Here is a 23,334-nt window from a genome sequence, read left to right as displayed (position 1 = left end):
GGCAGTTGCTTCCTTGACGCGAGGGTTCTCAGGAGTCTCTTCGGGGGTGGCGGGCGGCAAAGTCCCGCGCGAGGTCTTCCATGACGGCGAACTCAACGCCGTCATGCTGTTGGATGTGGTCGAACAGCCGCTCGAGCATCAGCAGGTTCTGCGGCTTGCCCGAGACATCCGGGTGGATGGTGATCGGGAAGACGGCGTAGTCCATCTCGCGGTACACCCAATCAAACTGGTCTTTCCAGAGCTGTTCGATGTCCCGGGGACTGACGAAGCCGTGGCTGTTGGGGCTGGACTTGATGAACATCATCGGAGGCAGGTCATCGAGGTACCACGACGCCGGCACTTCAATGAGATCGGTCTCCTCGCCGCGCACCAGCGGCTTCATCCATTCCCCGGCCGACTCGGCTTCGTAGTCGATCTTGGTCCAGCTGTCCCCCACCCGCACGTAATACGGGGTGAAGTCGTCGTGCATCAGCGAGTGGTCATACAGGAACCCGCGCTCAAGCAAGATCTCATTGGTCACCGGAGAGAACTCCCACCAGGGAGCCACATAGCCAACCGGCCTGCGTCCGGAACGCTGCTCGATCAGGTCGGTGCAGTAGTCAAGAACCTCGGTCTCCTGTTTCCGGGTCATGGCGATGGGGTTTTCGTGGCTGTAACCATGCACCCCGATCTCGTGCCCGGCAGCAACGACGGCGTCGAACTGCTCTGGAAACGTCTCGACGGAATGGCCCGGCCAGAACCAGGTCACGGGCATCTCACGGCGCTGGGCGAGCTGAAGCAGCCGGGGCACGCCGACCTCGCCGGCGAAGATCCCACGCGAGATGTCGCCCGGAGAATCCTCCCCACCGTAGGAACCCAACCAGCCGCCGACGGCGTCGACGTCGATGCCGACCGAGACGTAGATTTTTTTGGCCATGATCTCTCCTCCGGTAGCGGTGGTGTTTTTAGAGGTAGGCTTCGAACGCTCCTGGGAATTCTTCTGGTGACTTGCCGTAGGAAAGCAGGACGGCGGCGAGGATGCGCGCCTGGAAGGGGTTGAGATCCTTCGAGGGAATGGCTCCGGCGGCTACCAAATCAATGCCGCCGCCGTTGCCATAGGTCGGGACCACAGGTCCCCACGGCGCCCGGGTGCTGAGCACGACGACGCAGCCATTCTCCGTCGCCCGTTTCGCCGCCTCGGCAAATCCCGGTCCGGCGTTGCCGACCCCGGTACCGGCCAGCACGACGGCGCGGCTCCCCAGCTGCACGGCGTAGTCCAGCAAATCCGGAGTCGCGCCGGGATAGGCGGTGATGATTTCCACCCGGGTGTCATCGAACGCGCTCGACGGTACCGCCAACGGCGGGTAGCGGCGGGGCGTGGCAGTCACCACGAGCTGGCCGCCTGCCGTGTGCGCCACTTCCGTGCCACCGCCGAAAGGGCTGCCCGCGGTGGTATGCACCTTGCGGGCACCGCGGGCGGAACGGACTGTTCCGTCAAAGCAAATGAGCGCTCCGGCCCCGCGCAGATGCTCGTCGGCTGCTGCGCGGACCGCCTCTGCGACGTTCCGTGGGCCATCCGCGTCGGGACTGTCGGCAGTGCGTTGGGCGCCGGTGAGCACTACTGGCTTGGGCGAGGCGTGCACGAGGTCGAGCAGGAAGGCCGTTTCCTCGAGCGTGTCCGTGCCGTGGGTGACCACCACGCCGTCGGTGTCTGGATCTTCGAGGGCCTGCCCAACCGCCTCGGCAATCCGGCGCAGGTCGGCAAGATCCAGCCGGTAGCTGCCGATGGTCATTACGTCGCGGGCGCTGACCGTGACATCGCCGTAGTGCTCATCGACCAACGCAGACGAGGCGTCGGTAGCGACAGCTCCCCCGGCGCCGTGGCCGCGCGAGGCGATAGTACCGCCGGTGCCCAGCAGTTGGATATGGGCCACCCTGCGCCTCCTTCTCGAGCGAGGGGCCGGCTCCGAAGGGTCGGGCTATCTTTGCAAGAGCGCGCTGCAACGGCTCCAGAATACGACGCCCATGACACCAAGAAAAGACAAAAGGGCATTCAAAGCGGCCGATCTGGGTTTACCACCGGGTGGCTGCCGCGGAGGACCTCTCCAGCTCGGGCGGTCACAGCGGCGAACGTGGGCGCGATTGAAGCCCCGCAGATTTCCTGCGGGGCTTCAATGGTTTCGGCTACAACGCCCGGTCGCGGGCCGGTTCGTCGGCTGGGGACTTATCCAGGAATGCCTTTACTTCGGAGTCATCGGACTTCGTCCAGGTCTCGTCCTTGGCGTCCTGGTCTTCCCGGCGGGTTTCCGGTGTGCGCTCGTTTTCCTTCCTAAAGCGCCATCCGAAATCCCTGTTCGAGGAGTAGCACATCACAAACCTCCTTCACCTCGACCCTTTAATCGTCCTCCGGTCGACGCCGGAAGCCAAGGGTTAGTGGCTCCTTTGAGGATCCTGGCCGGGCGCCGTCGCTTGTCCGCCCGGCTTCCGCAGCCGTGCTGCCGTAGTGATTTCGGGACTACGGCTTGAGCACCGCCTTGATGCAGCCGTCTTCCTTCTTCTGGAACAACTCGTACATCGCTGGTGCCTCGTTCAGCGGCGCGGTGTGCGTCTTGAGGTCGAGGACGCCGAGCGGGTCCGAGGGGTCATCAACCAACGGCAGCAGGTCGTCGATCCAGGACTTCACGTTGCACTGGCCCATGCGCAGCTGGAGTTGCTTGTCGAACATCGTGAGCATCGGCAGCGGATCCTTCATTCCGCCGTATACCCCGCTGATCGAGATCGTGCCGCCGCGCCGGACCGCATCGATGGCGGTGTACAGCGCATCGAGCTTGTCCACCCCGCCCGTCTCCATGGCCTTGCGCCCCAGCGGGGACGGCAGCAGCCCCACCGCTTTATGGGCCAGGCCCGCCACGTGCGAGTCGTGGGCCTCCATGCCGACCGCGTCCACCACGGAGTCCGGGCCGCGGCCGTCCGTGAGGTCCTTCAGTTGCTCGGCCACGTCGCCGGAGGAATCCAGCGTCTCGATGCCGTGGCGCTCGGCCATGGCTCGGCGCTCAGCCACGGGATCCACCGCGAGCACGCGGTAGCCCAGATGCCGGCCGATCCGGGCGGACATCTGGCCGATCGGGCCCAGGCCCAGGACGGCCAGCGAGCCGCCCTTCGGGGGTGCGGCGTACTGCACGGCCTGCCAAGCGGTGGGGACGACATCGGAGAGGAAGAGGTAGCGCTCGTCCTCGCCCGTGTTGGGGACCTTGATCGGGCCATAGTCCGCGTGAGGGACGCGTAGGTATTCGGCCTGCCCGCCGGGCACCGAGCCGTAGAGGCGGGAGTAGCCCAGGAAACCAGCACCGCTGTTGTACTCCCGGACCTGGGTGGTCTCGCACTGCGACTGCAGGCCCTGCTTGCACATGAAACAGTGGCCGCAGGATACGTTGAACGGGATAACGACGCGATCCCCGGCCTTGATGTGCGTGACGGCGGAACCGACTTCCTCGACGATTCCCATCGGCTCGTGGCCGATGATGTCACCCTTGTCCATGAACGGGCCGAGCACCTCATACAGGTGCAGATCCGAACCGCAGATGGCGGTCGAGGTGATGCGGACGATTGCGTCCGTGGGTTCCTGGATCCGGGGATCGGGGACCTCCTCGACGCTCACCGAACGCTTTCCCTGCCATGTCAGTGCTTTCATCTGTCCTCCTTTTCGGGGCGGCCCGGCCCGGGCGATTCACCACGGCGCCCTGCGGTCGACGGGAAACCGGGCCGTGATTGCGGCCTGTCCCGAGACGGTGCGCCGCGGCCGTCATCGTGTCTGAATAAGCTGACGAGGAGAGGTTCGCCCCCTCCTCGTCAGCTGTTTCAGCGGTGGTCAGCCATTGCTGCCCTGGTGGCTGTTTGCGCCGCCTTCCGCCTTGGCCTCATTGGGCTGCGCTTCTGCGCCCTTCCGACCGGCTGCGGAGGGATCAACACCGTTCCCGCTGCCAAAACTGCCACTGCTGGCCTGGCCACCCTTGCTGGCCTGCTGCTCCGTATCGTTACGGTTTCCGAACTGTCCGGGATTGTTCTGGCCTGCCATCACGTTCTCCTTTCATTTCGACTGCACCCCCACCATAAACACACAAAGAATTAGTAAGCAAACTTGCTATCGTTGCGTTTGGGGCGATCATTTCGCCTGCACTTGGCGCAGCATGAGCGGCGCGGCATGACCGCCGTGTCGGCCCGCGCTGGGACGCGGCGCGGACGTCAGGGGGCCGGGTCAGGCGGCCACCCGCCGTCGTTCGCCTGCCCGGCCGCGGGGCGCGAACTGGTTAGCGCACGCCCTTGATCTTGACCACGAAGACCGCTCCCAGCAGGCCGATGACGGCTGACAGGGCGAAGAGCGCAGTGTACCCGCCCAGGTAAAGCACCGTGGGCGCAGCAATCAGCGGGGCAATGACCTGCGGGGACGAAGCCGCGATGTTGATGACGCCCATGTCCTTGCCGCGGTCGGCGGCGCTGGGCAGCACCTCGGTCAGCAGGGCGAAGTCCACGGCCAGGAACATGCCGAAGCCCGCTCCGAGGACCATCGCCGCCGCGATCACCGCCGGCCACGCCGGAGTGACCGCCACAATGATCGAGGCGGTCGCGATGGTCACCGAGGACGCGATCACGAATGGTTTGCGCCGGCCCGCCCGGTCGCTCAGCGGTCCGCCGACCAGGGCCATCAACACCACCATGGTGGCGTAGATGCCGGTCAGCAGCAGCACGCCGGCGGCGGGGTTCGGATGCCCCACGGCGTCCTGCAGGAAGAAGAACAGGTAGAGGGTGAAGATGTTGTTGCCCAGGTTGACCAGGAACCGGGTCAGCCATGCCCAGCCGAAATCGGGGTACTTGGCCGGGGAGATCCAGAAGCCCTTCAGGAAGCTGCGCCAGGCGAAGGGCTGGCGGTCCGTCTTGTCCAGCGGCGTGTCGCGGCCGGCAATCACGAACGGAATGATGCTGACCAGCAGGAAAACGGCGCAGTAGATGTAACCGGCAACGAAACCGCCGGCAAGGTTCGCCAGCACTGCGCCCATCACAATGCCCAGCGTCTGGCCGATGGCGGCCAGGCCGCCGATCCGGCCGCGCTGCCGCCGGGGCACCCGGTCCGGGATGCTGGCGGTGACGGCTGCGTAAGCTCCGTTGCACCCGGCCTGCACCAGGCACCAACCGATCACCATCACGGCGATGTTGGGCGCGCCGGCAAGCAGCAGCAGTGCCGCGAAACCCAAAATGCCACCGGCGAGGGCCCACGGCACCCGTCGTCCGAGCCGGGAGGTGGTGCGGTCGCTCAGTGCGCCGAAAATCGGATTCGCAACCAGCGAGACCGCAGCGCCGAATCCGGTGGCCAGCGCGAGGACGGCTTCCTTGTTCACCGCGTCGAAAGTCTGCGATTGCTGGGCGAGCAAGACCTGCAGCGGGCCAAAAAACGCCGCGTTGATGCCCAAATTGGTAAGGACGACGGCGGTGACCCAGCCGGGGCGGACCTTAACGGTCGGCTCCTGGAACGCCGCCGGAAGCGCCGGCACAGGCTTACGCGGTTCCTGGACTGTCACCTTCGGCAGCCTCCTACCTGACGACGCGGCATGGCCGCAGGCCTAAAGTGGTGGCAACAGCGTACAGGCGCTGTCGGACAAGCAGGCACGGCCGCACCGTTCAACGCGATGTGGTCGGCAAACGGCAGGGCTGGAGCGGCAACCGGCGCCCCGCATTAGCCGGCCGCGGCGGCAGAACGCTCCTTGGCGAGCTTCTTCAAACCGCGTGAGACCTGTACCGGCTCCGGCCAGCGCGGGGGCAGATTGTCTCCCAGCGTGACGCCCTTGAACTTGCGGCCGAACATCGGGATCACCCACTCCTGCAGCCAATCGCGCTCGCGCCGCAGGATCTCGCGCAACCCAACCGGAACGGGCGCCTCCGGCCGCTGCAGCTTGAGTGTGTGGTCCACGCCCAGGGCTTCAAGCACCCGGGCCGCCATGTACCTGTGCCCCAGCGAGGACATGTGCAGCCGGTCCGTGTCCCACATCCGCCGGTCCTGGTAGCGCTCGAACGCCCAGTGATCCACCAACACCGCGTCGTAGCGGCGGGACAGTTCCCGGACGGCCTCGTTGAACGCCCAGTTGCGCCGCCGCATCGGTTCCAGCACTGGCGGCAGCATCACCTCGAACCCGGTGAACAGGATCAACCTCGCGCCGGTTTCGGACAGTTGCCTGATGGCCCCTTCGTACTCCGCCATGAGCTCCGGCATGCTGCGCTTGAACTCCAGGATGTCGTTGCCGCCGGCGTAGAAGGAGACGAGTGTAGGCCGCAGGGCGATGGCCGGTTCCAGTTGGTCGGCGATGATCTGGTGCAACCGCTTGCTGCGCACCGCAAGGTTCGCGTAGCGGAAGTCGGGGTCCTGCTTTGCCAATTGTTTGGCCACCCGGTCTGCCCACCCGCGGACTCCGTTCGGAAGGTTCGGGTTGTAGTCCCCGACGCCCTCAGTAAAACTGTCGCCCAACGCCACGAAGAGTCCGCCCACGCGCCCACGCTAGTGCGAACGGGGAAAGCCCAGGCAAACTCCGCATGAAAACCGCAAGGCCAGTGTGGCCGCAGCGGTGACGGGAGGAGCTCAGCGGCGGGAGAGCGCCAGCTGCGGCGGGTCGAAGATCCACGGCTCCAGCGGGAGGGCCTCCGGCCGGAAGTCGGCGGCCAACTGGTCCAGCGGCGCGTCCGGCAGGTGCAGCGACTCCAGCAGCATGCCGCGCACGGCAGCGGCGTCGAGCCCGGTCATCGCCAGCGCCGCCAGTGTCACCGCACCATCGCGCTTGGCCAGGCGCCGCCGTCGTTCGTTGAGGACCAGCGGGACGTGGGCGTATTCCACCGGCGGCAGCCCCAGCAGCTGAGCGAGATACGCCTGCCGAGGAGCAGAAGACAGCAGGTCGTCGCCGCGCACCACCTGGTCCACGCCCTGGGCCGCGTCGTCCACCATCACCGCGAGGTTGTAGGCGGGCACGCCGTCATTGCGCCGCAGCACGAAGTCGTCCACCGTGCCGGTGTAGTCGCCGTGCAGCCGGTCGGCGACCGTGTAGCTGGCGGTGTCCGCGCGCAGCCGGAGCGCGGCAGGGCGGTCTTGGCGGCGCTCCTCGCGTTCGGCGTCGGTCAGGTTTCGGCAGGTCCCCGGGTAGGCGCCTTCCGGGGCGTGCGGGGCACTGGGTGCTTCCACGATTTCCCGGCGGGTGCAGAAGCATTCGTAGACCAGGCCGGCCTCGGCCAGCTGTTCGAGCGCGCGCTGGTAAATCGGTCCGCGGTCGGTCTGCCGTACTACCTCGCCGTCCCAGTCGAGTCCGATGGCTGCCAGGTCTTCCAGCTGCTGGGCCTCGAAACCGGCGCGTGCCCGGTCCAGGTCCTCCACCCGGATGAGGAAGCGGCGGCCGGTGCTGCGCGCGAAGAGCCAGGCCAGCACCGCGGTACGCAGGTTGCCGATGTGCAGTTCGCCGGAAGGACTGGGCGCGAACCGGCCGGCGGGTGGCAGCGGACCGGGGGGACTCTGGACTGCTGGCACGTCCCCACGGTAGCAGGACGGAAGCGGGCGGACTGCGGGCGGCTGTCCGGGCCAGACTGTGAGCCGGCTGCGGGCCGGCCGTCGGGCAGCAAGACTCGGATCGTGGCAGGAAGGCAACTGCCACCCACCGGCCAGCGCGCCTGCACGTGGGTGGCCGGGCCTAATATGCTGTAGCCATGAGCGCACCCGACTCCCCCGAGGTAACCCCGATTGCCATCACCGGATCCACTGGCCAAGTGGGCGGGATGGTAGCCAGCATGCTGGCGGAGCAGAACCTGCCGCTGCGACTGATCCTTCGAGATCCCTCCCGAGCGCCGCAACTGCCGGGAACGACGACGGCGCGCGCCAGCTACGGCGACAAGGCCGCCGTGGCCGCCGCGCTGGACGGCGTGGAGACCGTGTTCATGGTCTCCGCCGCCGAAGCCGAGGACCGGCTGCAGCAGCACTTCACCTTCATCGACGCCGCTATCGACGCCGGCGTCGAACACATCGTCTACACCTCGTTCGTCGGTGCGGCCGAGGACGCCACGTTCACGCTGGCCCGCGACCACTTCGCCACCGAAGAGAAACTGCGCGGATCCGGCCTGAAGCACACGCTGCTGCGCAACAACTTCTACGCCGACATCCTGCCGCTCTTCGCCGACGAGGCGGGCGTGATCCGCGGGCCCGCGGGCGATGGGAAGGCGGGCTTCGTGGCCCGCGAGGACGTGGCCCGGGCCGCCGCAGCCATCCTGGCCGAACCCATGCCGCACGCCGCGTTCACCTACGAGCTGACCGGCCCGGAATCACTGACCCTGGCCGAGGCGGCCGCCGCCATCGCGGACGCAACCGGCCGTCCGACGTCGTTCATCAACGAAACGGTGGAGGAGGCGTACGCCAGCCGCGCGCACTACGGCGCCCCGGACTGGCAGGTGGACGCCTGGGTCAGCACCTACACGGCGATCGCCGCCGGGGAGCTGGACCGGGTGACCCACGATGTGGACCTGCTGACCGGGCGTCCGGCGCTGAGCCTGCACCAGCTGTTCGCCCGGGACTGACCGAGCGACTCCGAGGCGTCGTCGCCGCCGTCAAAATCCGCTGCCGGGATTCAGGCCCCGCCGTTGTACCCTACGCGTTCCAGAGGCCGTAGGAGTCCGCCAGCGAGGAGATCTTCTCGGCGCGGGCCAGGCGCGGCAGGTAGGAACCGTCGCCCACCACGGCGCCGGCCGCGTGCGCGTCGAGCAGCTCGTGCGCCCACTTGATTTCCGATTCGCTGGGCGAGAGCCCCTTGTTGATCGTGTCGGCGGCATCGGTGAGCAGGCAGAGCTTGCCGGTCATGCCCATGGACGCGGTCACCTTGCAGGCTTCGAGCAGTTCCTCGCCCAGAGCGCCCACGGTCGGGCCGTCGATCGGGCCGGGCAGCTGCCCCACCCGGGACGCGACCACCAGCCGGGAGCGGGCGTAGGCCAGCGCCATCGGCGAATCGCTGGCCCCGGTGTCGCGGCGGAAGTCACCCACACCGAAAGCCAGCCGGAAGGTGCCCGGCGCGCGGGCGATCTCGGTGGCGTTCTCAATGCCGATGGCGGATTCGATCAGCGCGAGCACCGGGGTGCCGGCCTGCAGCCGCATGGCAGTGTGCGTAACCTGCTCGGGCTTCTCCGTCATTGCCAGCATGACGCCGCGCAGGCCCGGTGCCTTGGAGAGGGCGGCGAGGTCGTCGGCCCAGTAGTCGGTTTCCATGCCGTTCACGCGGACCCAGGCGGTCATACCGGTGGACAGCGCCTCCACCACGCGTTCCCGGGCCTCGGCCTTGCCGCCCGCGGGGACGGCGTCTTCCATGTCGAAAATAACCGAGTCTGCTTCAGAGGCGAGCGCCGGGCCGAAATTCGCTTCGTCCGCGGCCGACGCCAGCAGCCAGGAGCGGGAGAGTTTAGCGGGGAGGGCAGCGGCACGACGGTTTCTTAAAGCGGACATACCCCTAGCCTAATGTTTTCGCTGCCGCAGCCACCAACGGCGGGAGGAATACCGGCTGAGGCGTCTACCACGTGCTCTGCGCCCGCGCCCCAGCCCATCAGACGGGCGCATCAGACGGGCGCATCAGCGGAGGCATCAGGCGGAGGCTTGATCCCGCTGTCGACGACGCCGGGCCAACACGATTCCGGCCGCCACCGCAACTACCAGCAGCACCACGACGGCGATCCCCACCGGGGATCCTGCAGTCGCGGCCAGCCAGGCTTCCAGTGCCGCCAGCCCGACGGTGGCGTACAGCACCGCCCACAACACCGAGCCGATCACCACGGCCGGCAGGTACCGGCGCAGCGGCATCCGGCCCAGCCCCGCAGTGGCATTGACCGCCGTCTGGACGCCCACCGTGAGGAAACACAGCGCGACGGCGGGGGCTCCCCAGCGCGCGATGATCGCCTCCGCGCGGCGCATCGGCGGCGAATCCAGCCGGCGCGCCAGGCGGGTGTGCCTGCCGCCGGCGGCCACGGCCCTGCCGGCCCAATAGGTGGCGTTGGCCCGCAGCATCACGATGGCAAACAAGATGAGCACCGCGAGCCCAAACGGGAGACTGGCGATCTGCGCCATCAAGCCGCTGGCCCCAACCTGCTCCGCCGGCGCCGCTCCCCCAGCGCAGCCACCCCGACACCTTCCATCTGGCGGTGTTTCGAGGCAGCGGCAACGGTCCGGCTCAGCGGGCACGTCTGCCGCACGGTGTCCTCCTGTGGGGTGGCGCATGGCGGCATGAAGGGGCACCATGCCGGAAGGGATGCTAAGGGCACCTAACATCACCGCTGGAAGGGATGTCAACGCCGGCCGGAGTATGAGCCACAGCCTGAGAACGACGGCGGTGCCCACCTTCCGCGGTCGGGCGGGGAAAGTGCCCTACGCTGTGTTCATGGCCCAGCTGACGCCCCGCACCGCAGACGCCCTTCCCGCTGCCCAGGCGCAGCGCCTGCAGCGCGCGCTCGACGAAAGCGCCGATGTCACAGTGTTCGTGAATGGCACGGCGGTGAAGCTGCCCGCCCAGGCGGCGGACGCCGTCGTCGACATGCTCCGGAGGTTTGCCCACGGCGACGCGGTGATGGTGAGCTCTACGGTGGAGCTGCTGAACACGTCGCAGGCGGCCGAGGTGGCCGGGGTCTCGCTGACCTACATGCGGCGCTTGACCGATGCCGGCACAATTCCGGTCCAGTACCGCGGGACGCACCGGCGGATCCGGCTCTCCGATGTGTTGGCTTGGCTGGAAACCCGCACCGCTGCTCCGGACTCAGGTGCCCAGGAGCCAGCGCCGGAAGCATCGGGCGACTCAGCTGCCCCCGCCCACCAGTAGCCTGCTCGGCTCTCTTCCCGCCTTCCGGCACGGACAGCCGCCGCCGGGGTGCACAGCCGACGCGATCGCGCTTAGGCTGGGTGCCACTGGCCCGGAGGTCGGGCCGGAAGGACAACCAGAGGAGACTCTCATCGTGGCCGACCTGCTTGCCCCGCTCGTGACCCTGCGACATGGGGCCAAAATGCCGTTGCTTGGGCTGGGGACCTGGCCGCTGGACAATGCCGAAGTTGCCCAAACCGTCGAAACGGCCCTGCAGCTGGGTTACCGGCTAATCGACACGGCGGAGAACTACCAGAACGAAGAGGGCGTGGGCGAAGGGCTGCGGCGCAGCGGACTGGACCGGTCCGACGTCTTCATCACCACCAAATTCAACAAGGAGTGGCACAGCGTCGACGGCGCGCGGGCGGCTTTCGAGGCCAGCGCCCGGCGACTGGGCGTTGATTACGTGGATTTGCTGCTGATTCACTGGCCGAATCCCGGGCAGGACCGTTACGTGGAGGCGTTCCAGGGACTGGCCCGGCTGCTGGCGGACGGTAGCGTGCGGGCGATCGGCACCTCCAACTTCAAGGCCGCGCACCTGCAGCGGCTGTTCGACGCCGGGCTGGTGCCCGAGGTCAACCAGATCCAGCTGGACCCGCGGCACACCCGCAGCGACCTGGTGGAGATCCACCGCGAACACAACATCGTGACCGAGTCGTGGAGCCCCCTGGGGCGTGGCGGGGACCTGCTCCGCGAACCGGCCGTCCAGTCGCTGGCCGACAAGTACGGCAAGACTCCGGCGCAGGTGGTGCTGCGCTGGCACACCCAGCTGGGGCACGTGCCGATCCCCAAGTCCTCGCAGCCGGACCGGCTGGCCGAGAACTTCGCCATTTTCGACTTCATGATGGAAGCCGCAGAGCTGGACCAGTTGTCGGCCCTGGACCGCGGCACCAAGGACATTGCCGACGCCGACGTCTTCGGCCATTAGGCGGCCTGCTCTGGGCCTGCCGTCAGCCGTCGCCTGACACTGGTCGTTGCCTGACACGGCCCGACCGGCGCCGTCCGGAAACGCAGCGGGCGCCCCTCCGGTGGGAGGAGCGCCCGCAACGGCAAGTCGGGTCCTAGCGCCTTCCGGCCAGTGCTTCCGGCTGCGCGGCTTCCGGCTGGGCGGCAGCGGCCGGGGCTACAAAGGCCGCGGGCTTGCGCAGCACCATCAGGGCGATGGCGCCCAGTACCAGCGGCAGCACGAAGACGAAGTAGATGTTGCCCGGGATCCAGCCGGCATCGACCAGCGCTCCGGCCAGGATCGGGGAGATGATTCCGCCGCAGCGGCCGATGCCGCCGATCAGCCCCACGGCAGTGGCACGCAGGGAGGCGTCGTAGTAGACCGGACCGATGGTGAACATGCCGGCAATGGACGCATTAGTCAGCATGCCCAGCAACACCGCTCCCATCAGCGCCGGGTTCAGCGTGTCGGCCAGCAGGGCGAACACGGCGAAGGATACCGCCGCCAGGACGAAGAAGACGGCCAGCGTGCGCTTGAGCTGGAACCGGGCGCCGGCCCAAGCGAAGACCATTGCCCCGATGATCGCGCCGACGCTGAACAGCACGCCAGCGGTGATGCCCTGGTTGGCCGAATATCCGGATTCGGTCAGCAGGCGTGGGGTCCAGGAGTTGGCGAAGTAGAAGCTTCCCATGATCATCATGAAGGCGAAGGCCAGCAGCACGGTTTTCTTGGCTTGGCCGTTGGCGAAAACCGCCACCAGGTTGTTCTTCGGCCGTCCGGTGGTGTCCGGAGCGGCAGGAAGGGCGTCAAGTTCGGGCTGCTCCAGCCGGACCAGGATCTTGTTGATCTCAGCCAGGGCGTTCTCGGGCCGCCTGGCATTGAGGTAGTCGATGGACTCGGGCAGCCACTTGAGCACAATGGGGAGCATGGCCAGCGTGATCACGCCGCCGAAAATGAACCCAGCGTGCCATTCGAAGTAGGTCAGGAGCGCGGCCACGATGATGCCGCCAAGCACGCCGCCGATGGGTTGACCGGCGGCGTAGATGCTCACTGCCGTGGCCCGTCGCCGGGCATTGGCGTATTCGGCCACCATCACGTTCAGACTGGTTTGCATGGTTCCCACCGCAATTCCGGTGAGGATGCGCAGCACCAACAGGACCTCGTAGTTCGGAGCCATCGCGGAGGCGAACATTCCGAGCGTGATCACGGAGGTGGACAGGATGATGGTTTTCCGGCGGCCGATCTTGTCCGCGATCTGTGCCACAAAAATCGCGCCGATGGTCATTCCGGCCAGGGCGGAGCTGAGCAGGATGCCCAGCTCCGAGCCACTCAGCCCCCAGGCTTCGCTAATCGCCGTCGCGCTGAAAGCCAAGACCAGGACGTCGTAGCCGTCAATGAAGTTCAGGGCCAGACAGATGGCAACAATGCCAACCTGCGCCTTCGTCATCGGAGACGCTTCGATGCGTGCCTTGATGTCCATGGTGCCTACTTCTCTTGTGGATCTCTGGTGCCAGGGCGCTTGCTTCGAACTTCGACGGCGGTGTGAGACTACGCCGCGCACCGCACCGACCGAACGTTCGGAAACTTCGTCCGTATACGGAGGGTTACATTACTCGGCTTCCGGGAGGGATCACAATTTGACCTTCGTCACAGATTAAGCAATTGATGTAGACGTGAACGTGTCCCCTGCCACGCTGAGCCCCATCGGCGATTCCCTGGACCGCGAGCGGTACCGCAGCTTCCAGTTGCGGCGCGCCCTGCAATTCCACAGCGCCCTATGGCAGCGTGAAGTGTCCACCGAGCTGTCTTCGGTGGCATACGGCGTGTTGCTCGCACTGCGGGATGCACCCGGCATCGGGCAACGTGAGCTGGGCCAGCTGGCGCAGCTGGATAAGTCCACCCTGGCCGAGCTGCTGAAGCGTCTGGAGCTGTTGGGACTGATCAGCACCCGCCGGGACGAAGCCGACCGGCGGCGCAAGAGCGTGACCTTGGAGGATGCCGGTAAGAACGTGCTCCAGCAATTGATGCCAGACGCCCTGCGGGTCAATAAACTGTTGGCGGAAAGCTTGGATCCGGAGGAAGCGGCACAGCTGGATGCGCTGCTGGACAAACTGCTGACCTCACCCGCCGCAGAAATTAATACCGGCGGCTGAGCGCGCCGCACGTGTCCGCGGGTCCTGGGCATCCAACGAAGCTTCATTGAGCCTCGCGGACAAGGATCAGGCCGGAGCGTTGGGGGGAGGCTCCGGCCTGATCCCCTTGGGGGGAGGATGGCTTTGTAACCGGCGGAATGCCGGCGGGTATTCTCTTATTGCCAGGCCTGGTCTGCCCACGCGGCGTCACGCAGATAGTCGCTGCCGGTGAGGTTCCACAGATCGTCATCCTGACCGTGCGCATCCAGCACGCCGACCTGGTCCAAATCCGATGTTCTGTCGTTCGGGACTTCCGGCACCCTGGCTTCGGGTCCGATCGACGTGAAACCGAACGGGCTCATTTTGTCCTCTTTTCCAACATGGAGGATTCGACCTCCGGCGACCATGCTCTGGCATAGACGCCGAGTGCGGCTTCCTCCCAGGTAGTGAAACCCAACCGGTTCATCAACAGGTGGGCCTGGCAGAACGTCAATTGCTGGGCACTGCGGCTCACGCGGGCCCGATCTGCCCGGTAGAGGTACGAGTCAAGGGTCCTGATCCAGCGGCGACGCCAGTTCTGCACGCTGCTCTCGTCCGCGGTTGCCGCCATCAACCGGTGCATCGGAGCCGTGCGCGCGACCAAGCCGGCGGTGAGACTGTGCCGCGCCTTCGGTGCCGAGCGGCCCAACTCGGCTGTGGATACCCTCAGGTGGTTGTCCCAGCAGTACTCCCAGGAAAGCCTGCTGCGGTCCGGCCACTGCTGCGCCTTCGGCCCGTACATCATGGCCCAGGCAGCATCACAAAGGAGCAACGAGGCCAGCGCCGAACGGCCCTGCGTCTTACTGAAGCGCTGCGTGGCCCACATGGCTAGCTCGGAGGAAAGCTCGAACACCTCCTCCGCCAGTTCCAACCCGTCCGGCCCGCCAAAGCGGTCCAGGTCGGCTTCCGGTACGGGGACAACGGCGTCGCCGGCGGAAGTCTGGATGGAGCCCTCGCTGCCGGAAGGCAGCACGAAGTTCTCCTGGGTAGTCAGGTCGGGAAGGATGTCCAGGACCCGGTCCCGGGCCGCGAGCTCAAACCTTTGGAGGCTATCGAGGATTGGGCGGCGGCCCAGGAACCGGACCTTCAAGTGAGGCCCCATCTGGTCGGCACTGTGGCTGAAGTACCAGCGGCCCACGCCTTCGCGGCGAGCGTGGGCGACCAGCGGTGTAACCAGTTCTCCTATGACGGCGTCGACTACGTCCTGCCTACCCGTGTAAATAGACAGAACCCACCAGTACGGTTTGACGTTCACCGAACTTGTCGGGCGGATGGCTGTCAGCTGGCTCATGCGCTTCTCCTGGTTCGATGTTCCGGTGGTTTGGGGAGGGATAGTCGGCGTCATCCTGGTTGCGGAATCAGCACAGTGCCGATGAGATGGGGCGGCTTTTTACCAGTCCCAGATAAGGGCGGAAGTTGAGACGGTGACCGACTTTGCGGACTGCGGAACCGGACCTAGATCGGCGGCTACTGCCGGGGTGGCCGCCGAGACCGCCCCCAATGCAACGAGCAGCCCTGCCGCGATGCTTGCGATCTTCTTGAACATGTCATTCCCTTCACATGGCTTCGGTTCGTACGGTGGCTAATCCAGCCGAACTGCTCGGCCCGACAACTCCAAGAGTTCCGTGCTTCTGCTCCGCCTGTCCAGCCAATCCACTTGCAACATCCGGACATGCCCTGATCGTGCCTCAGGGCTTGCACTGACAGGTTCCGGACACGGCGCCGAGAGCGTGCTTCTCCGTGTGATTCCGCGGAAATAGGCTGGTTAGACGGTTGGCCGGACAAACCCTGCGAGAGGGTGGCATAATGTGGCCATGGCAGCAAGTAGCAGCCTTGGGGCCGCGCAAGATCGGCCCAAGAAGTGCCCTAGACTGGCCCAAGGGCCGCCGAAAAGCGCCTGAAATAGCAAGCCCTGCGTGATACATAGATGAATCAACCGGAGGAGCGCCCCATGCTGAGCGGGACAGCATTCGAGGTCTATGAATTCGCTGTGGCGCATCCCGGCTGGACCAAGGAGACCGCGTCAACGGCCCTCGGCTACACCATCCGCGACCTCAATATTGCCATCGGGGAACTGGTCAGCCGGCAGTTGCTGCAGCAGCCGGCACCAGACGTGGAGTGCTACGTTGCCATCTCGCCCGACGTTGCGCTCTCGCAGCTGGTGGATTCGGATGAGCGGCTGCTGATCGACCTGCGCACCAAGATCAGCGGGCACCGCGCCGACATGGCTGCCCTGGTTCCCACCTACTTGGCGGCGCGCAAGCGCGTCTCGCTCGATTCCTCCGTGGAGGTCCTCGAAGACCCCGGCGTGATCCGCAAACTGCTGGTGGACTATGGCCGCGACGTCGCCGAGCAGGTGCTCATCAGCCAGCCCGGGTCCGGCTCCTCGGCCGATGTCCATGAAGAGGGCATCCAGAAGGACCTCGAGCTGCTCAAACGCGGGGTGGTCCGCAAGAATATCAGCCATGCCAGCACCTTGGACCACGTCCCGACGCGCAAAGCGGTCGCCGCAATCTCCCCGGCCGGAGGCGAGTACCGCACGCTGCCCTACGTGCCGCTGAAGATTATGATCTTCGACCGCAACCTCGCCTTGATCGGCCGCCAGCTGCACCCGGAAGACCGCGGCGCCCTGGTGGTGCGCGACTTCAACCTCATCCAGGTTTTCATCAACCTGTTCCACGTGGCGTGGGAGCTGGCCGACCCCTATGTGCTCGACGGACAGGACGGCGCCACGTCAGCCCTTAACGGCATCCAGCAATCCATCCTCAACGCGATGGCTGCCGGCTACTCCGATGAAGTGATTGCCCGGCGGCTGGACATCAGCGTCCGCACCTGCAGGCGGCACATCGCTTGGATGCTGGAACAGCTTGGCGCCGACAGCCGTTTCCAAGCTGCGTTGAGGGCCCGGGACGCCGGCTGGCTCTGAGCCGAAGCATCACCAATAGAAAACTTCTGTTTCCTCTCCGTAACATGTCGCGCTATCCTGTGTGAGTGACTTCACAGGATGCAGACCTCGAGGCCCTGCCAGCCGAGACAGAAGTAGCGCTGGAACGTGCAACGGCGGCGCACCGGCACCAACATCTCTTCTCGCAGCGGGCGGCCAACATCAAGCAATCGGCTGTCCGGGACGTCTTCGACGTTTCGATGCGGCCCGGCCTGGTTTCGTTGGCCGGCGGCAACCCTTACCTGCAGTCCCTGCCGCTGGAGAAGATCGCCGGCATGGCGCAGCGGCTGATTGCCGAGCATGGGATGGCCGCCCTCCAGTACGGCGGCGGACAGGGCACCGAGGAGTTGCGGCGCGCGATCTGCGACGTGATGGAGCACGAAGGTATCACCGGCGCAGACCCGGCGAATGTGGTGATCACGGCCGGATCCCAGTCCGCCCAAGATGTGGCCGCCAAGGTCTTCTGCAATCCCGGGGACGTGGTGCTGTGCGAGAATCCGACGTACGTGGGTGCGCTCAACACTTTCGAGGCCTACGAGGTGCAGGTGGAACCGGTCGCCATGGATGAGCACGGCCTCATCCCGTCCGAACTCCAGCGCCGCATCGAAGAGCTGCAGGGCGAAGGCCGCAGCATTAAGTTCCTCTACACCATCCCCAGTTTCAACAATCCCTCCGGCATCACGCTGGCTGCCGAGCGCCGGCAACACGTCGTGGAAATCTGCCGCGAGGCAGGCATTCTTGTGCTCGAAGACAATCCCTACGGGCTGCTGCGCTTCGACGGCCAGCCGCTGCGGCCGCTGCGTGCGGACAATCCCGACGACGTGATCTATCTGGGCTCGTTCTCCAAGATCCTGGCGCCGGGCCTGCGGATCGGCTGGGCGCTGCTGCCCGACCACCTGCAGCGCCGTTTCTACCTGGCCAACGAAGCGGTTACGCTGTGTCCGCCCACGCTGAACCAGATGCTGATCACCACCTATCTGGCCGAACACGACTGGCTGGGCCAAATCGACACCTACCGTCAGCTGTACGCCGAGCGGTGCGCCGCCATGCTGGCCGCCCTGAAGGAATTCATGCCGAAAGGGGCCAGCTGGACCGAACCCGAGGGCGGCTTCTTTGTCTGGGTGACCCTGCCGGATGGTGTGGACACCTACCCGCTGCTCTACGACGCGATCGATGCCGGAGTGGTCTTCATTCCGGGCGCGGCGTTCAGCCCCTCGGACGAGCCGTCGAATCAGCTGCGGCTGGCCTTCAGCGCCGTGCCTGAGGAGGCCATCCGCGAGGGCGTGCGAAGGCTTGCCCCGGTCCTTGAGAAAGCTATGGCCGGCGCCGGTTCTTGACGTAGCGGTAGTACGCGTAGCGGCCAGCGAAATACAGCCCGATCACGATGATGATGCGCAGGACCGGATGCAGGCCGGGAACCAGCCAGATCATCACATAGCTGAGCAGGAAGACCGCAGCCATGGCCCACAGCGTGCCCTTCCAGTCGATCCTGGGCACCCCTGAGTCATCGCGGCGCTGACGCGAGGGCCTGTTGTTACTCATGCGCCCAGTCTTTTACAGCCCGTTCGCTCGCGTTTCCCCAGGCAGGTCAGGGTGTTAGCTCAGGAGCCGCCGGTAGCTGCACTATCTGGGCGGATTTCCTGGATGACCCAGCGGTTCCCGTCAGGGTCACCGAAAGAGGCGAAGAGGAACCCGCCGAGGTCGCGCGGCGCTTGGCGCGCTTCGACTTGCGCTGCTTGCCGCTGTCTGCGCCGCGCCGCAAAAGCTCGGACCTGGTTGACTCCATGTCAGGCACAACAAGCTGCAGTCCTTCCACGCTGCCCGGTTGCATGCTGGTCATTCCGGTGCCGATGACTATGGACGTCGATGATCCGGGCGGCGTGAGTTGGACAACCCGCATGCCGGGGATGTGTTCGACGTCGTGGTCGAGAATGAATCCCATCTGCTCGGTATAGAACTTTTTTGCCCGGTCTACATCCGAGACCGGAACTTGGACGACTTCAAGGCGCAGTTCCATTTCACGGACGTTAGCACGCGTACCGTGCCGGTCAGCCGTCCACGAGGATGCCGTCCAGATCGGCGTGGACCGTGGCGCCGGGCCGGAACACCACTCCCCCGATCTCGACGGGCACGTCCGTTTCGCCGCGGCTCTCTTTGGCGCTCTTGCGCGGGTTGCTGCCCAGGGCCTTGATGCCGAGCGGCAGCTGCGCGAGGGCAGCCCGGTCCCGGACCGCTCCGTTGATGATCACGCCGGACCAGCCGTTGGCCACGGCGGCAGCGGCGATCATGTCCCCCATCAGCGCGGTTTCCAGCGAGCCCCGGCCATCGACGACCAGCACCGCGCCATCCCCCGGGGAGTTGAGGACCGACTTCACCAGCCCGTTGTCTTGGAAACACCTGATGGTCCGGACCGGTCCGCTGAAGGCTTCCCTGCCGCCGAAATTGCGGAACTGGAGTGCCACCGAGGCAAGCTCGTCGCCGCGTTCGTCATACAGGTCCGCGGTGGGCGTCACTGCGGGTACGACGGCGGTGCTTGCCTTGGCAATACCTGCTGGATTGGTCACGTGATGGTGCTCCTCCTCGCCACACCGTGATCCTAGCAACTGCGGCCTCCGGCGGGCGGGCACCACCTTGCCGCGGCGAAACAGCTCGCCGCCGCGGCGCCAGCTTCAGTCGAGCAGTAGTGCCGGCTCCTCCATGATGGCGGCGACGTCGGCCATGAACCGGGCGGAGAGGTCGCCGTCCACCACACGGTGGTCGAACGAGCCGCCCAGCGTAGTGATCCAGCGCGGGATGACTTCGCCGGACACCACCCACGGTTTCTGCCGGATGGTGCCGAAGGCGACGATTGCGACTTCGCCAGGGTTGATGATCGGGGTGCCGATATCGATGCCGAGGGCGCCGATATTGGTGATCGACAGCGTGCCGTGCTGCATGTCCGCTGGCTTGGTTTTGCCGGCGCGGGCGGTGGTGGCCAGCTCGTTGAGCGCGACCGCGAGTTCCTTCAGCGAGAGGTCCTGCGCGTCCTTGATGTTGGGGACCAGCAGGCCGCGCGGGGTGGCGGCGGCAATGCCCAGGTTCATGAAGTGCTTGACGTGGATCTCGTCGCCGGACTCCGTCTCCACCCAACTGGCGTTGACGCTTGGGTTGCGTGCGGCAGCCCAGATCACGGCCTTGGCCAGGATGAGCAGCGGGGATACCTTGACGCCTTCAAAATCGCGGGACTTCTTCAGCCGCTGCACAAACTCCATGGTCCGCGATGCGTCCACGTCCACGAAGATGCTCACGTGCGGGGCGCTGAAGGCGGACTCGACCATCGCCTTGGCGGTGGCCTTGCGCACGCCCTTGACCGGGATGCGTTCAATCCGGTTGTCCAGAAGGCCCTTCCGCTGCGCCCAGAACGTGGGTGCGGCCGCCTGTTCCGCCTCGCGCTGGGCCTGGTAGCTGAGCAGATCCTGCTTGGTCACCTCGCCGCCCTTGCCGGTGGGGGTGATGTCGGCCAGGTTGATGCCCAGATCCTTCGCCGCCTTGCGGACCGGAGGTTTGGCCAGCACCCGCGTCAGCAGCCGGGAGACGGCGGCCTGGACTGCTTCACCCCGGTTTCCGGCGGCGGCCGGGGCCGAACCGGGAACGGCAGCGTCGTCGTCGGTGGGAACCGGAGGCACATGCTGGGCCTGGCCCTGCGGTTCGGGCAAATGCAGGGCGGCGGCAGGCGGGGTCCTCTTGCCGGACGGAACCGCGGAGCCGCGCCCCGCCGTCGTTGTTCCGGCGGTTGAAGCGGCGGTTGAAGCGGCGCTGCCGCGCCGCAGCCGGCGCCTGACCGGATCGGCCTTGGGGCCGGAGCCGACCAGCGGGCCGGCCTCGGGGGCCGCATTCGGCACCGGCTGCTCCGGCGCCGCCGTGGCGGCCGGTGCTTCGGTGGCGGGCTGCGGCCTTGCGGCGGCGGGTTGGGCGCCTTCGGGGGCCACGGCGATGATCGGCGTGCCGACCTCCACGGTCTGGCCCTCCGGCACCAGCAGGTCTGCGACTATTCCGGCGTACGGGCTGGGCAGCTCGACCAGGGACTTGGCGGTCTCGATCTCGACGATCACGTCGTTGACCGCCACGGTGTCTCCGGCCTTGACCTTCCAGGACACGATTTCGGCTTCGACCAGTCCCTCGCCGACGTCGGGGAGGTTGAAAATCTGCGTGTTCGACATGGAATCTCCGATATCAGTAGGCGAGCGAACGGTCGAGGGCCTCGAGCAGGCGGTCGATGTCCGGCAGGTACTGTTCCTCCACCTTGGCCAGTGGGTAGGGCATGTGGAAGCCGCCGACGCGCAGCACCGGGGCCTCCAAGCTCAGGAAGGCGCGCTCGCCCACCCGTGCGGCTATTTCGCCGCCGATGCCGCCGAAAGTCGGGGCCTCGTGCGTGACGATCAGCCGGCCGGTCTTCTCGACCGATGCCGTGACGGTTTCGAAATCGATCGGCGAGATGGAGCGCAAGTCGATCACCTCGACGCTTTTACCGTCCTCTTCCGCCGCTTGCGCCGCGGCCAGCGCGACCGGGACCAGCGGGCCGTAGGCCACGATGGTGGCGTCCGTCCCCTCCCGGACCACCTGTGCGCTGAAGGCATCACGGCCGGCCGACTCGGTGTCCACCTCGCCCTTGAGCCAGTAGCGGCGTTTGGGCTCGAAGATGATCACCGGGTCCTCGCTGGCGACGGCCTGCTGGGTCATCCAGTAGGCGTCATGCGCGTTGGACGGCGTGATGATGCGCAGTCCGGGGGTATGCGCGAAGAGCGCTTCGGGGGACTCTGAATGGTGCTCGATGGATCCGATGCCGCCGCCGTAGGGAATGCGGATGACGACGGGGGCGGACAGCATGCCGGAGCTGCGGGAGCGGATTTTGGCCAACTGCGTGGTGATCTGGTTGAACGCGGGGAAGACAAATCCGTCGAACTGGATCTCGCAGATGGGCCGGTAGCCGCGGAAGCACAACCCGATCGCGGTGCCGAGGATGCCCGACTCGGCCAGCGGGGTGTCGACCACCCGGTCGGCACCGAATTCGGCCTGCAGTCCTTCGGTGACGCGGTAGACACCGCCGAGCTTGCCGATGTCCTCGCCCATGATGAGCGTCTTCGGGTCGTCGGCCAGGACGGCGCGGAGGCCGCTGGTGATCGCCTTGGCAATGGTCATGGTGGCCATCAGCGTGCCTCCCCTTCAGCCTGTCCGGCGTTGTCCTCGGCGAAGCCGGCCTGGTACTGCCGGTGCCACTCCAGCTCCTCGCGGACCAAGGGGTGCGGATCTCCGTACACATTGGCGAAGTGGTCCTCGAAGTCCGGGGCCTCCATCGCCAGCACATCGGCGCGTGTGCTGGCCGCGAGCTTGTCCGCCTCCACGGTGACTTGGTCGAAGAAGTCCTGGCCGGCGGTGTTGGTGCTGCGCAAATACCGTTCCAACCGCAGCAGCGGATCGCGCTCACGCCACTTCTCTTCTTCGGCAGCCTCGCGGTATTTGGTGGGATCGTCCGCGGTCGTGTGGGCGCTCATCCGGTAGGTAAACGCCTCGATCAGCACCGGGCCCTTGCCCGACCGCGCCCGCTCCAGCGCCCAGCGCGTGACTGCGTGGACGGCCACCACGTCATTGCCGTCCACGCGGATGCCGGGGAAACCGTAGCCGGTGGCACGGTTGGACAGCGGGATCCGCGACTGGACCTCCGAGGGGACGGAGATGGCCCAGTGGTTGTTCTGGCAGAAAAAGACCACCGGCGACTGGTTGGAGGCGGCAAACACCATCGACTCGTGGATATCGCCTTCCGAACTGGCCCCGTCGCCGAAGTAGGCGACCGTCACGGCATCCTCGCCGTCGCGCTGGACGCCCATGGCGTAGCCGACCGCGTGCAGCGATTGGGCGGCCAGCACCAACGTGTAGAGGTGGAAGTTGCTCTCCCGCGGGTCCCAGCCGCCGTTGCTGACGCCGCGGAAGAGCCGCAGCACCTTGGACAGTTCCAGCCCGCGGGTGAGCGCAACGCCGTGCTCGCGGTAGGTCGGGAACACGTAGTCCTGGCGTCGCAGCGCGCTGCCGGAGCCGATCTGCGCCGCTTCCTGCCCGAGCAGGGGCGGCCACAGCAGCAGTTGGCCCTGCCGCTGCAGCGCGGTGGCCTCCTGGTCGAAGCGGCGGACCAGAGCCATGTCCCGGTACATGGCGCGGAGCGCGTCGCCGTCCAAATGGGCCGCATAGTGGCCGTACTTGGCGTCCTCGCGGACGCTGCCGTCGGGCGCCATCAACTGCACCAGCGGCGGTGCCTCAGCGGGGTCGCTGGTCATCAGGGACTGCTCGAGTTCTTCGATATCGAATTCCGAGGCGGGCAAGTGCTCAGCGCCCATATGAACTCCTCGCCGA

Annotated in this window: 26 protein-coding genes; 6 read left to right on the top strand and 20 right to left on the bottom strand. The window is 66.4% G+C overall.

The features are described 5' to 3' along the window. Nucleotides 1–28: 28 nt before the first annotated feature. From AC5RW2_RS18035 to gluQRS, 8 genes are all read right to left on the bottom strand, one after another. Nucleotides 29–916, bottom strand: a complete 888-nt coding sequence (locus AC5RW2_RS18035; RefSeq protein ID WP_493962667.1) for a polysaccharide deacetylase family protein — start codon at nt 914–916, stop codon at nt 29–31. A 28-nt stretch (nt 917–944) separates the two neighbouring features. Continuing rightward, complete coding sequence (locus AC5RW2_RS18030) at nt 945–1,913, bottom strand: asparaginase (protein ID WP_493962668.1); 969 nt, start codon at nt 1,911–1,913, stop codon at nt 945–947. Between the two features lie 250 nt (nt 1,914–2,163). Continuing rightward, complete coding sequence (locus AC5RW2_RS18025) at nt 2,164–2,349, bottom strand: hypothetical protein (protein WP_493962669.1); 186 nt, start codon at nt 2,347–2,349, stop codon at nt 2,164–2,166. A gap of 145 nt (nt 2,350–2,494) precedes the next feature. Further along, nucleotides 2,495–3,670: a zinc-dependent alcohol dehydrogenase gene (locus AC5RW2_RS18020; protein ID WP_493962670.1), complete on the bottom strand. Its 1,176-nt coding sequence runs from the start codon at nt 3,668–3,670 to the stop codon at nt 2,495–2,497. A 177-nt stretch (nt 3,671–3,847) separates the two neighbouring features. Beyond that, on the bottom strand, nt 3,848–4,054 hold the full coding sequence (locus AC5RW2_RS18015; RefSeq protein ID WP_493962671.1) for a stress protein: 207 nt from the start codon (nt 4,052–4,054) through the stop codon (nt 3,848–3,850). A 232-nt stretch (nt 4,055–4,286) separates the two neighbouring features. Beyond that, nucleotides 4,287–5,552, bottom strand: coding sequence for an MFS transporter (locus AC5RW2_RS18010; protein WP_493962672.1), 1,266 nt, complete (start codon nt 5,550–5,552; stop codon nt 4,287–4,289). Nucleotides 5,553–5,707: 155 nt separating this feature from the next. After that, entirely contained in the window at nt 5,708–6,514 is an 807-nt protein-coding gene (locus AC5RW2_RS18005) for an SGNH/GDSL hydrolase family protein (protein WP_493962673.1), read from the bottom strand. Between the two features lie 90 nt (nt 6,515–6,604). Then, nucleotides 6,605–7,507 carry a tRNA glutamyl-Q(34) synthetase GluQRS gene (gene gluQRS, locus AC5RW2_RS18000; RefSeq protein ID WP_493962807.1) on the bottom strand — a complete coding sequence of 301 codons (903 nt, stop codon included), beginning with the start codon at nt 7,505–7,507 and terminating at the stop codon, nt 6,605–6,607. 206 nt (nt 7,508–7,713) lie between these two features. Between gluQRS and AC5RW2_RS17995 the strand changes: the two genes are divergently transcribed. After that, nucleotides 7,714–8,574, top strand: a complete 861-nt coding sequence (locus AC5RW2_RS17995) for an SDR family oxidoreductase (RefSeq protein WP_493962674.1) — start codon at nt 7,714–7,716, stop codon at nt 8,572–8,574. Between the two features lie 70 nt (nt 8,575–8,644). On the opposite strand, the gene AC5RW2_RS17990 is transcribed toward AC5RW2_RS17995, so the two are convergent. Next, nucleotides 8,645–9,490, bottom strand: a complete 846-nt coding sequence (locus AC5RW2_RS17990; RefSeq protein WP_493962675.1) for an HpcH/HpaI aldolase/citrate lyase family protein — start codon at nt 9,488–9,490, stop codon at nt 8,645–8,647. A 135-nt stretch (nt 9,491–9,625) separates the two neighbouring features. Then, a complete protein-coding gene (locus AC5RW2_RS17985; protein WP_493962676.1) occupies nt 9,626–10,105 on the bottom strand; it encodes a DedA family protein in 480 nt (159 codons plus the stop codon). Between the two features lie 310 nt (nt 10,106–10,415). Between AC5RW2_RS17985 and AC5RW2_RS17980 the strand changes: the two genes are divergently transcribed. Next, nucleotides 10,416–10,850 (top strand): helix-turn-helix domain-containing protein, encoded by a 435-nt coding sequence (locus AC5RW2_RS17980; RefSeq protein WP_493951477.1) that lies wholly within the window; start codon nt 10,416–10,418, stop codon nt 10,848–10,850. Nucleotides 10,851–10,983: 133 nt separating this feature from the next. Beyond that, nucleotides 10,984–11,817 (top strand): aldo/keto reductase, encoded by an 834-nt coding sequence (locus tag AC5RW2_RS17975; protein WP_493951478.1) that lies wholly within the window; start codon nt 10,984–10,986, stop codon nt 11,815–11,817. Nucleotides 11,818–11,950: 133 nt separating this feature from the next. On the opposite strand, the gene AC5RW2_RS17970 is transcribed toward AC5RW2_RS17975, so the two are convergent. Then, nucleotides 11,951–13,315: an MFS transporter gene (locus tag AC5RW2_RS17970; RefSeq protein ID WP_493962677.1), complete on the bottom strand. Its 1,365-nt coding sequence runs from the start codon at nt 13,313–13,315 to the stop codon at nt 11,951–11,953. Between the two features lie 193 nt (nt 13,316–13,508). Between AC5RW2_RS17970 and AC5RW2_RS17965 the strand changes: the two genes are divergently transcribed. Next, nucleotides 13,509–13,988 carry a MarR family winged helix-turn-helix transcriptional regulator gene (locus tag AC5RW2_RS17965; protein WP_493962678.1) on the top strand — a complete coding sequence of 160 codons (480 nt, stop codon included), beginning with the start codon at nt 13,509–13,511 and terminating at the stop codon, nt 13,986–13,988. A 155-nt stretch (nt 13,989–14,143) separates the two neighbouring features. Here the strand turns inward: AC5RW2_RS17965 and AC5RW2_RS17960 are convergent, their stop codons facing one another. The 3 genes from AC5RW2_RS17960 to AC5RW2_RS17950 all read right to left on the bottom strand — a co-directional run bounded on the left by AC5RW2_RS17960 (nt 14,144) and on the right by AC5RW2_RS17950 (nt 15,552). Beyond that, complete coding sequence (locus AC5RW2_RS17960; protein ID WP_493951481.1) at nt 14,144–14,329, bottom strand: hypothetical protein; 186 nt, start codon at nt 14,327–14,329, stop codon at nt 14,144–14,146. Then, entirely contained in the window at nt 14,326–15,297 is a 972-nt protein-coding gene (locus tag AC5RW2_RS17955; RefSeq protein ID WP_493951482.1) for a lantibiotic dehydratase C-terminal domain-containing protein, read from the bottom strand. Before AC5RW2_RS17955 ends, AC5RW2_RS17960 begins: the two co-directional genes overlap by 4 nt. A 99-nt stretch (nt 15,298–15,396) precedes the next feature. Further along, nucleotides 15,397–15,552 (bottom strand): hypothetical protein, encoded by a 156-nt coding sequence (locus AC5RW2_RS17950; RefSeq protein ID WP_493951483.1) that lies wholly within the window; start codon nt 15,550–15,552, stop codon nt 15,397–15,399. Nucleotides 15,553–15,957: 405 nt separating this feature from the next. Between AC5RW2_RS17950 and AC5RW2_RS17945 the strand changes: the two genes are divergently transcribed. Both AC5RW2_RS17945 and AC5RW2_RS17940 read left to right on the top strand, forming a co-directional pair. Continuing rightward, a complete protein-coding gene (locus tag AC5RW2_RS17945; protein WP_493944032.1) occupies nt 15,958–16,932 on the top strand; it encodes a helix-turn-helix transcriptional regulator in 975 nt (324 codons plus the stop codon). A gap of 65 nt (nt 16,933–16,997) precedes the next feature. Then, entirely contained in the window at nt 16,998–18,287 is a 1,290-nt protein-coding gene (locus tag AC5RW2_RS17940) for an aminotransferase-like domain-containing protein (RefSeq protein WP_493962679.1), read from the top strand. On the opposite strand, the gene AC5RW2_RS17935 is transcribed toward AC5RW2_RS17940, so the two are convergent. The 6 genes from AC5RW2_RS17935 to pdhA all read right to left on the bottom strand — a co-directional run bounded on the left by AC5RW2_RS17935 (nt 18,265) and on the right by pdhA (nt 23,318). Continuing rightward, the gene (locus AC5RW2_RS17935; protein ID WP_493962680.1) at nt 18,265–18,492 is read right to left on the bottom strand and encodes a hypothetical protein; all 228 of its coding nucleotides are present in this window, start codon (nt 18,490–18,492) and stop codon (nt 18,265–18,267) included. The two genes, AC5RW2_RS17940 and AC5RW2_RS17935, sit on opposite strands and share 23 nt — an antisense overlap. 46 nt (nt 18,493–18,538) lie before the next feature. Next, nucleotides 18,539–18,967: a VOC family protein gene (locus tag AC5RW2_RS17930; protein ID WP_493962681.1), complete on the bottom strand. Its 429-nt coding sequence runs from the start codon at nt 18,965–18,967 to the stop codon at nt 18,539–18,541. Between the two features lie 31 nt (nt 18,968–18,998). Next, nucleotides 18,999–19,514, bottom strand: coding sequence for a ribonuclease E activity regulator RraA (gene rraA / locus AC5RW2_RS17925; RefSeq protein ID WP_493962682.1), 516 nt, complete (start codon nt 19,512–19,514; stop codon nt 18,999–19,001). A gap of 105 nt (nt 19,515–19,619) precedes the next feature. Next, the gene (locus tag AC5RW2_RS17920) at nt 19,620–21,149 is read right to left on the bottom strand and encodes a dihydrolipoamide acetyltransferase family protein (protein ID WP_493962683.1); all 1,530 of its coding nucleotides are present in this window, start codon (nt 21,147–21,149) and stop codon (nt 19,620–19,622) included. A 13-nt stretch (nt 21,150–21,162) separates the two neighbouring features. Next, nucleotides 21,163–22,137, bottom strand: a complete 975-nt coding sequence (locus AC5RW2_RS17915; protein WP_493962684.1) for an alpha-ketoacid dehydrogenase subunit beta — start codon at nt 22,135–22,137, stop codon at nt 21,163–21,165. Then, nucleotides 22,137–23,318: a pyruvate dehydrogenase (acetyl-transferring) E1 component subunit alpha gene (gene pdhA, locus AC5RW2_RS17910; protein WP_493951490.1), complete on the bottom strand. Its 1,182-nt coding sequence runs from the start codon at nt 23,316–23,318 to the stop codon at nt 22,137–22,139. Before pdhA ends, AC5RW2_RS17915 begins: the two co-directional genes overlap by 1 nt. Between the last annotated feature and the right edge of the window lie 16 nt (nt 23,319–23,334).

Source organism: Arthrobacter sp. B0316-1-20 (assembly GCF_059091865.1).
Note: the sequence above shows the minus strand (reverse complement) of the source record. Positions and strands in the feature narration are given on the sequence as shown.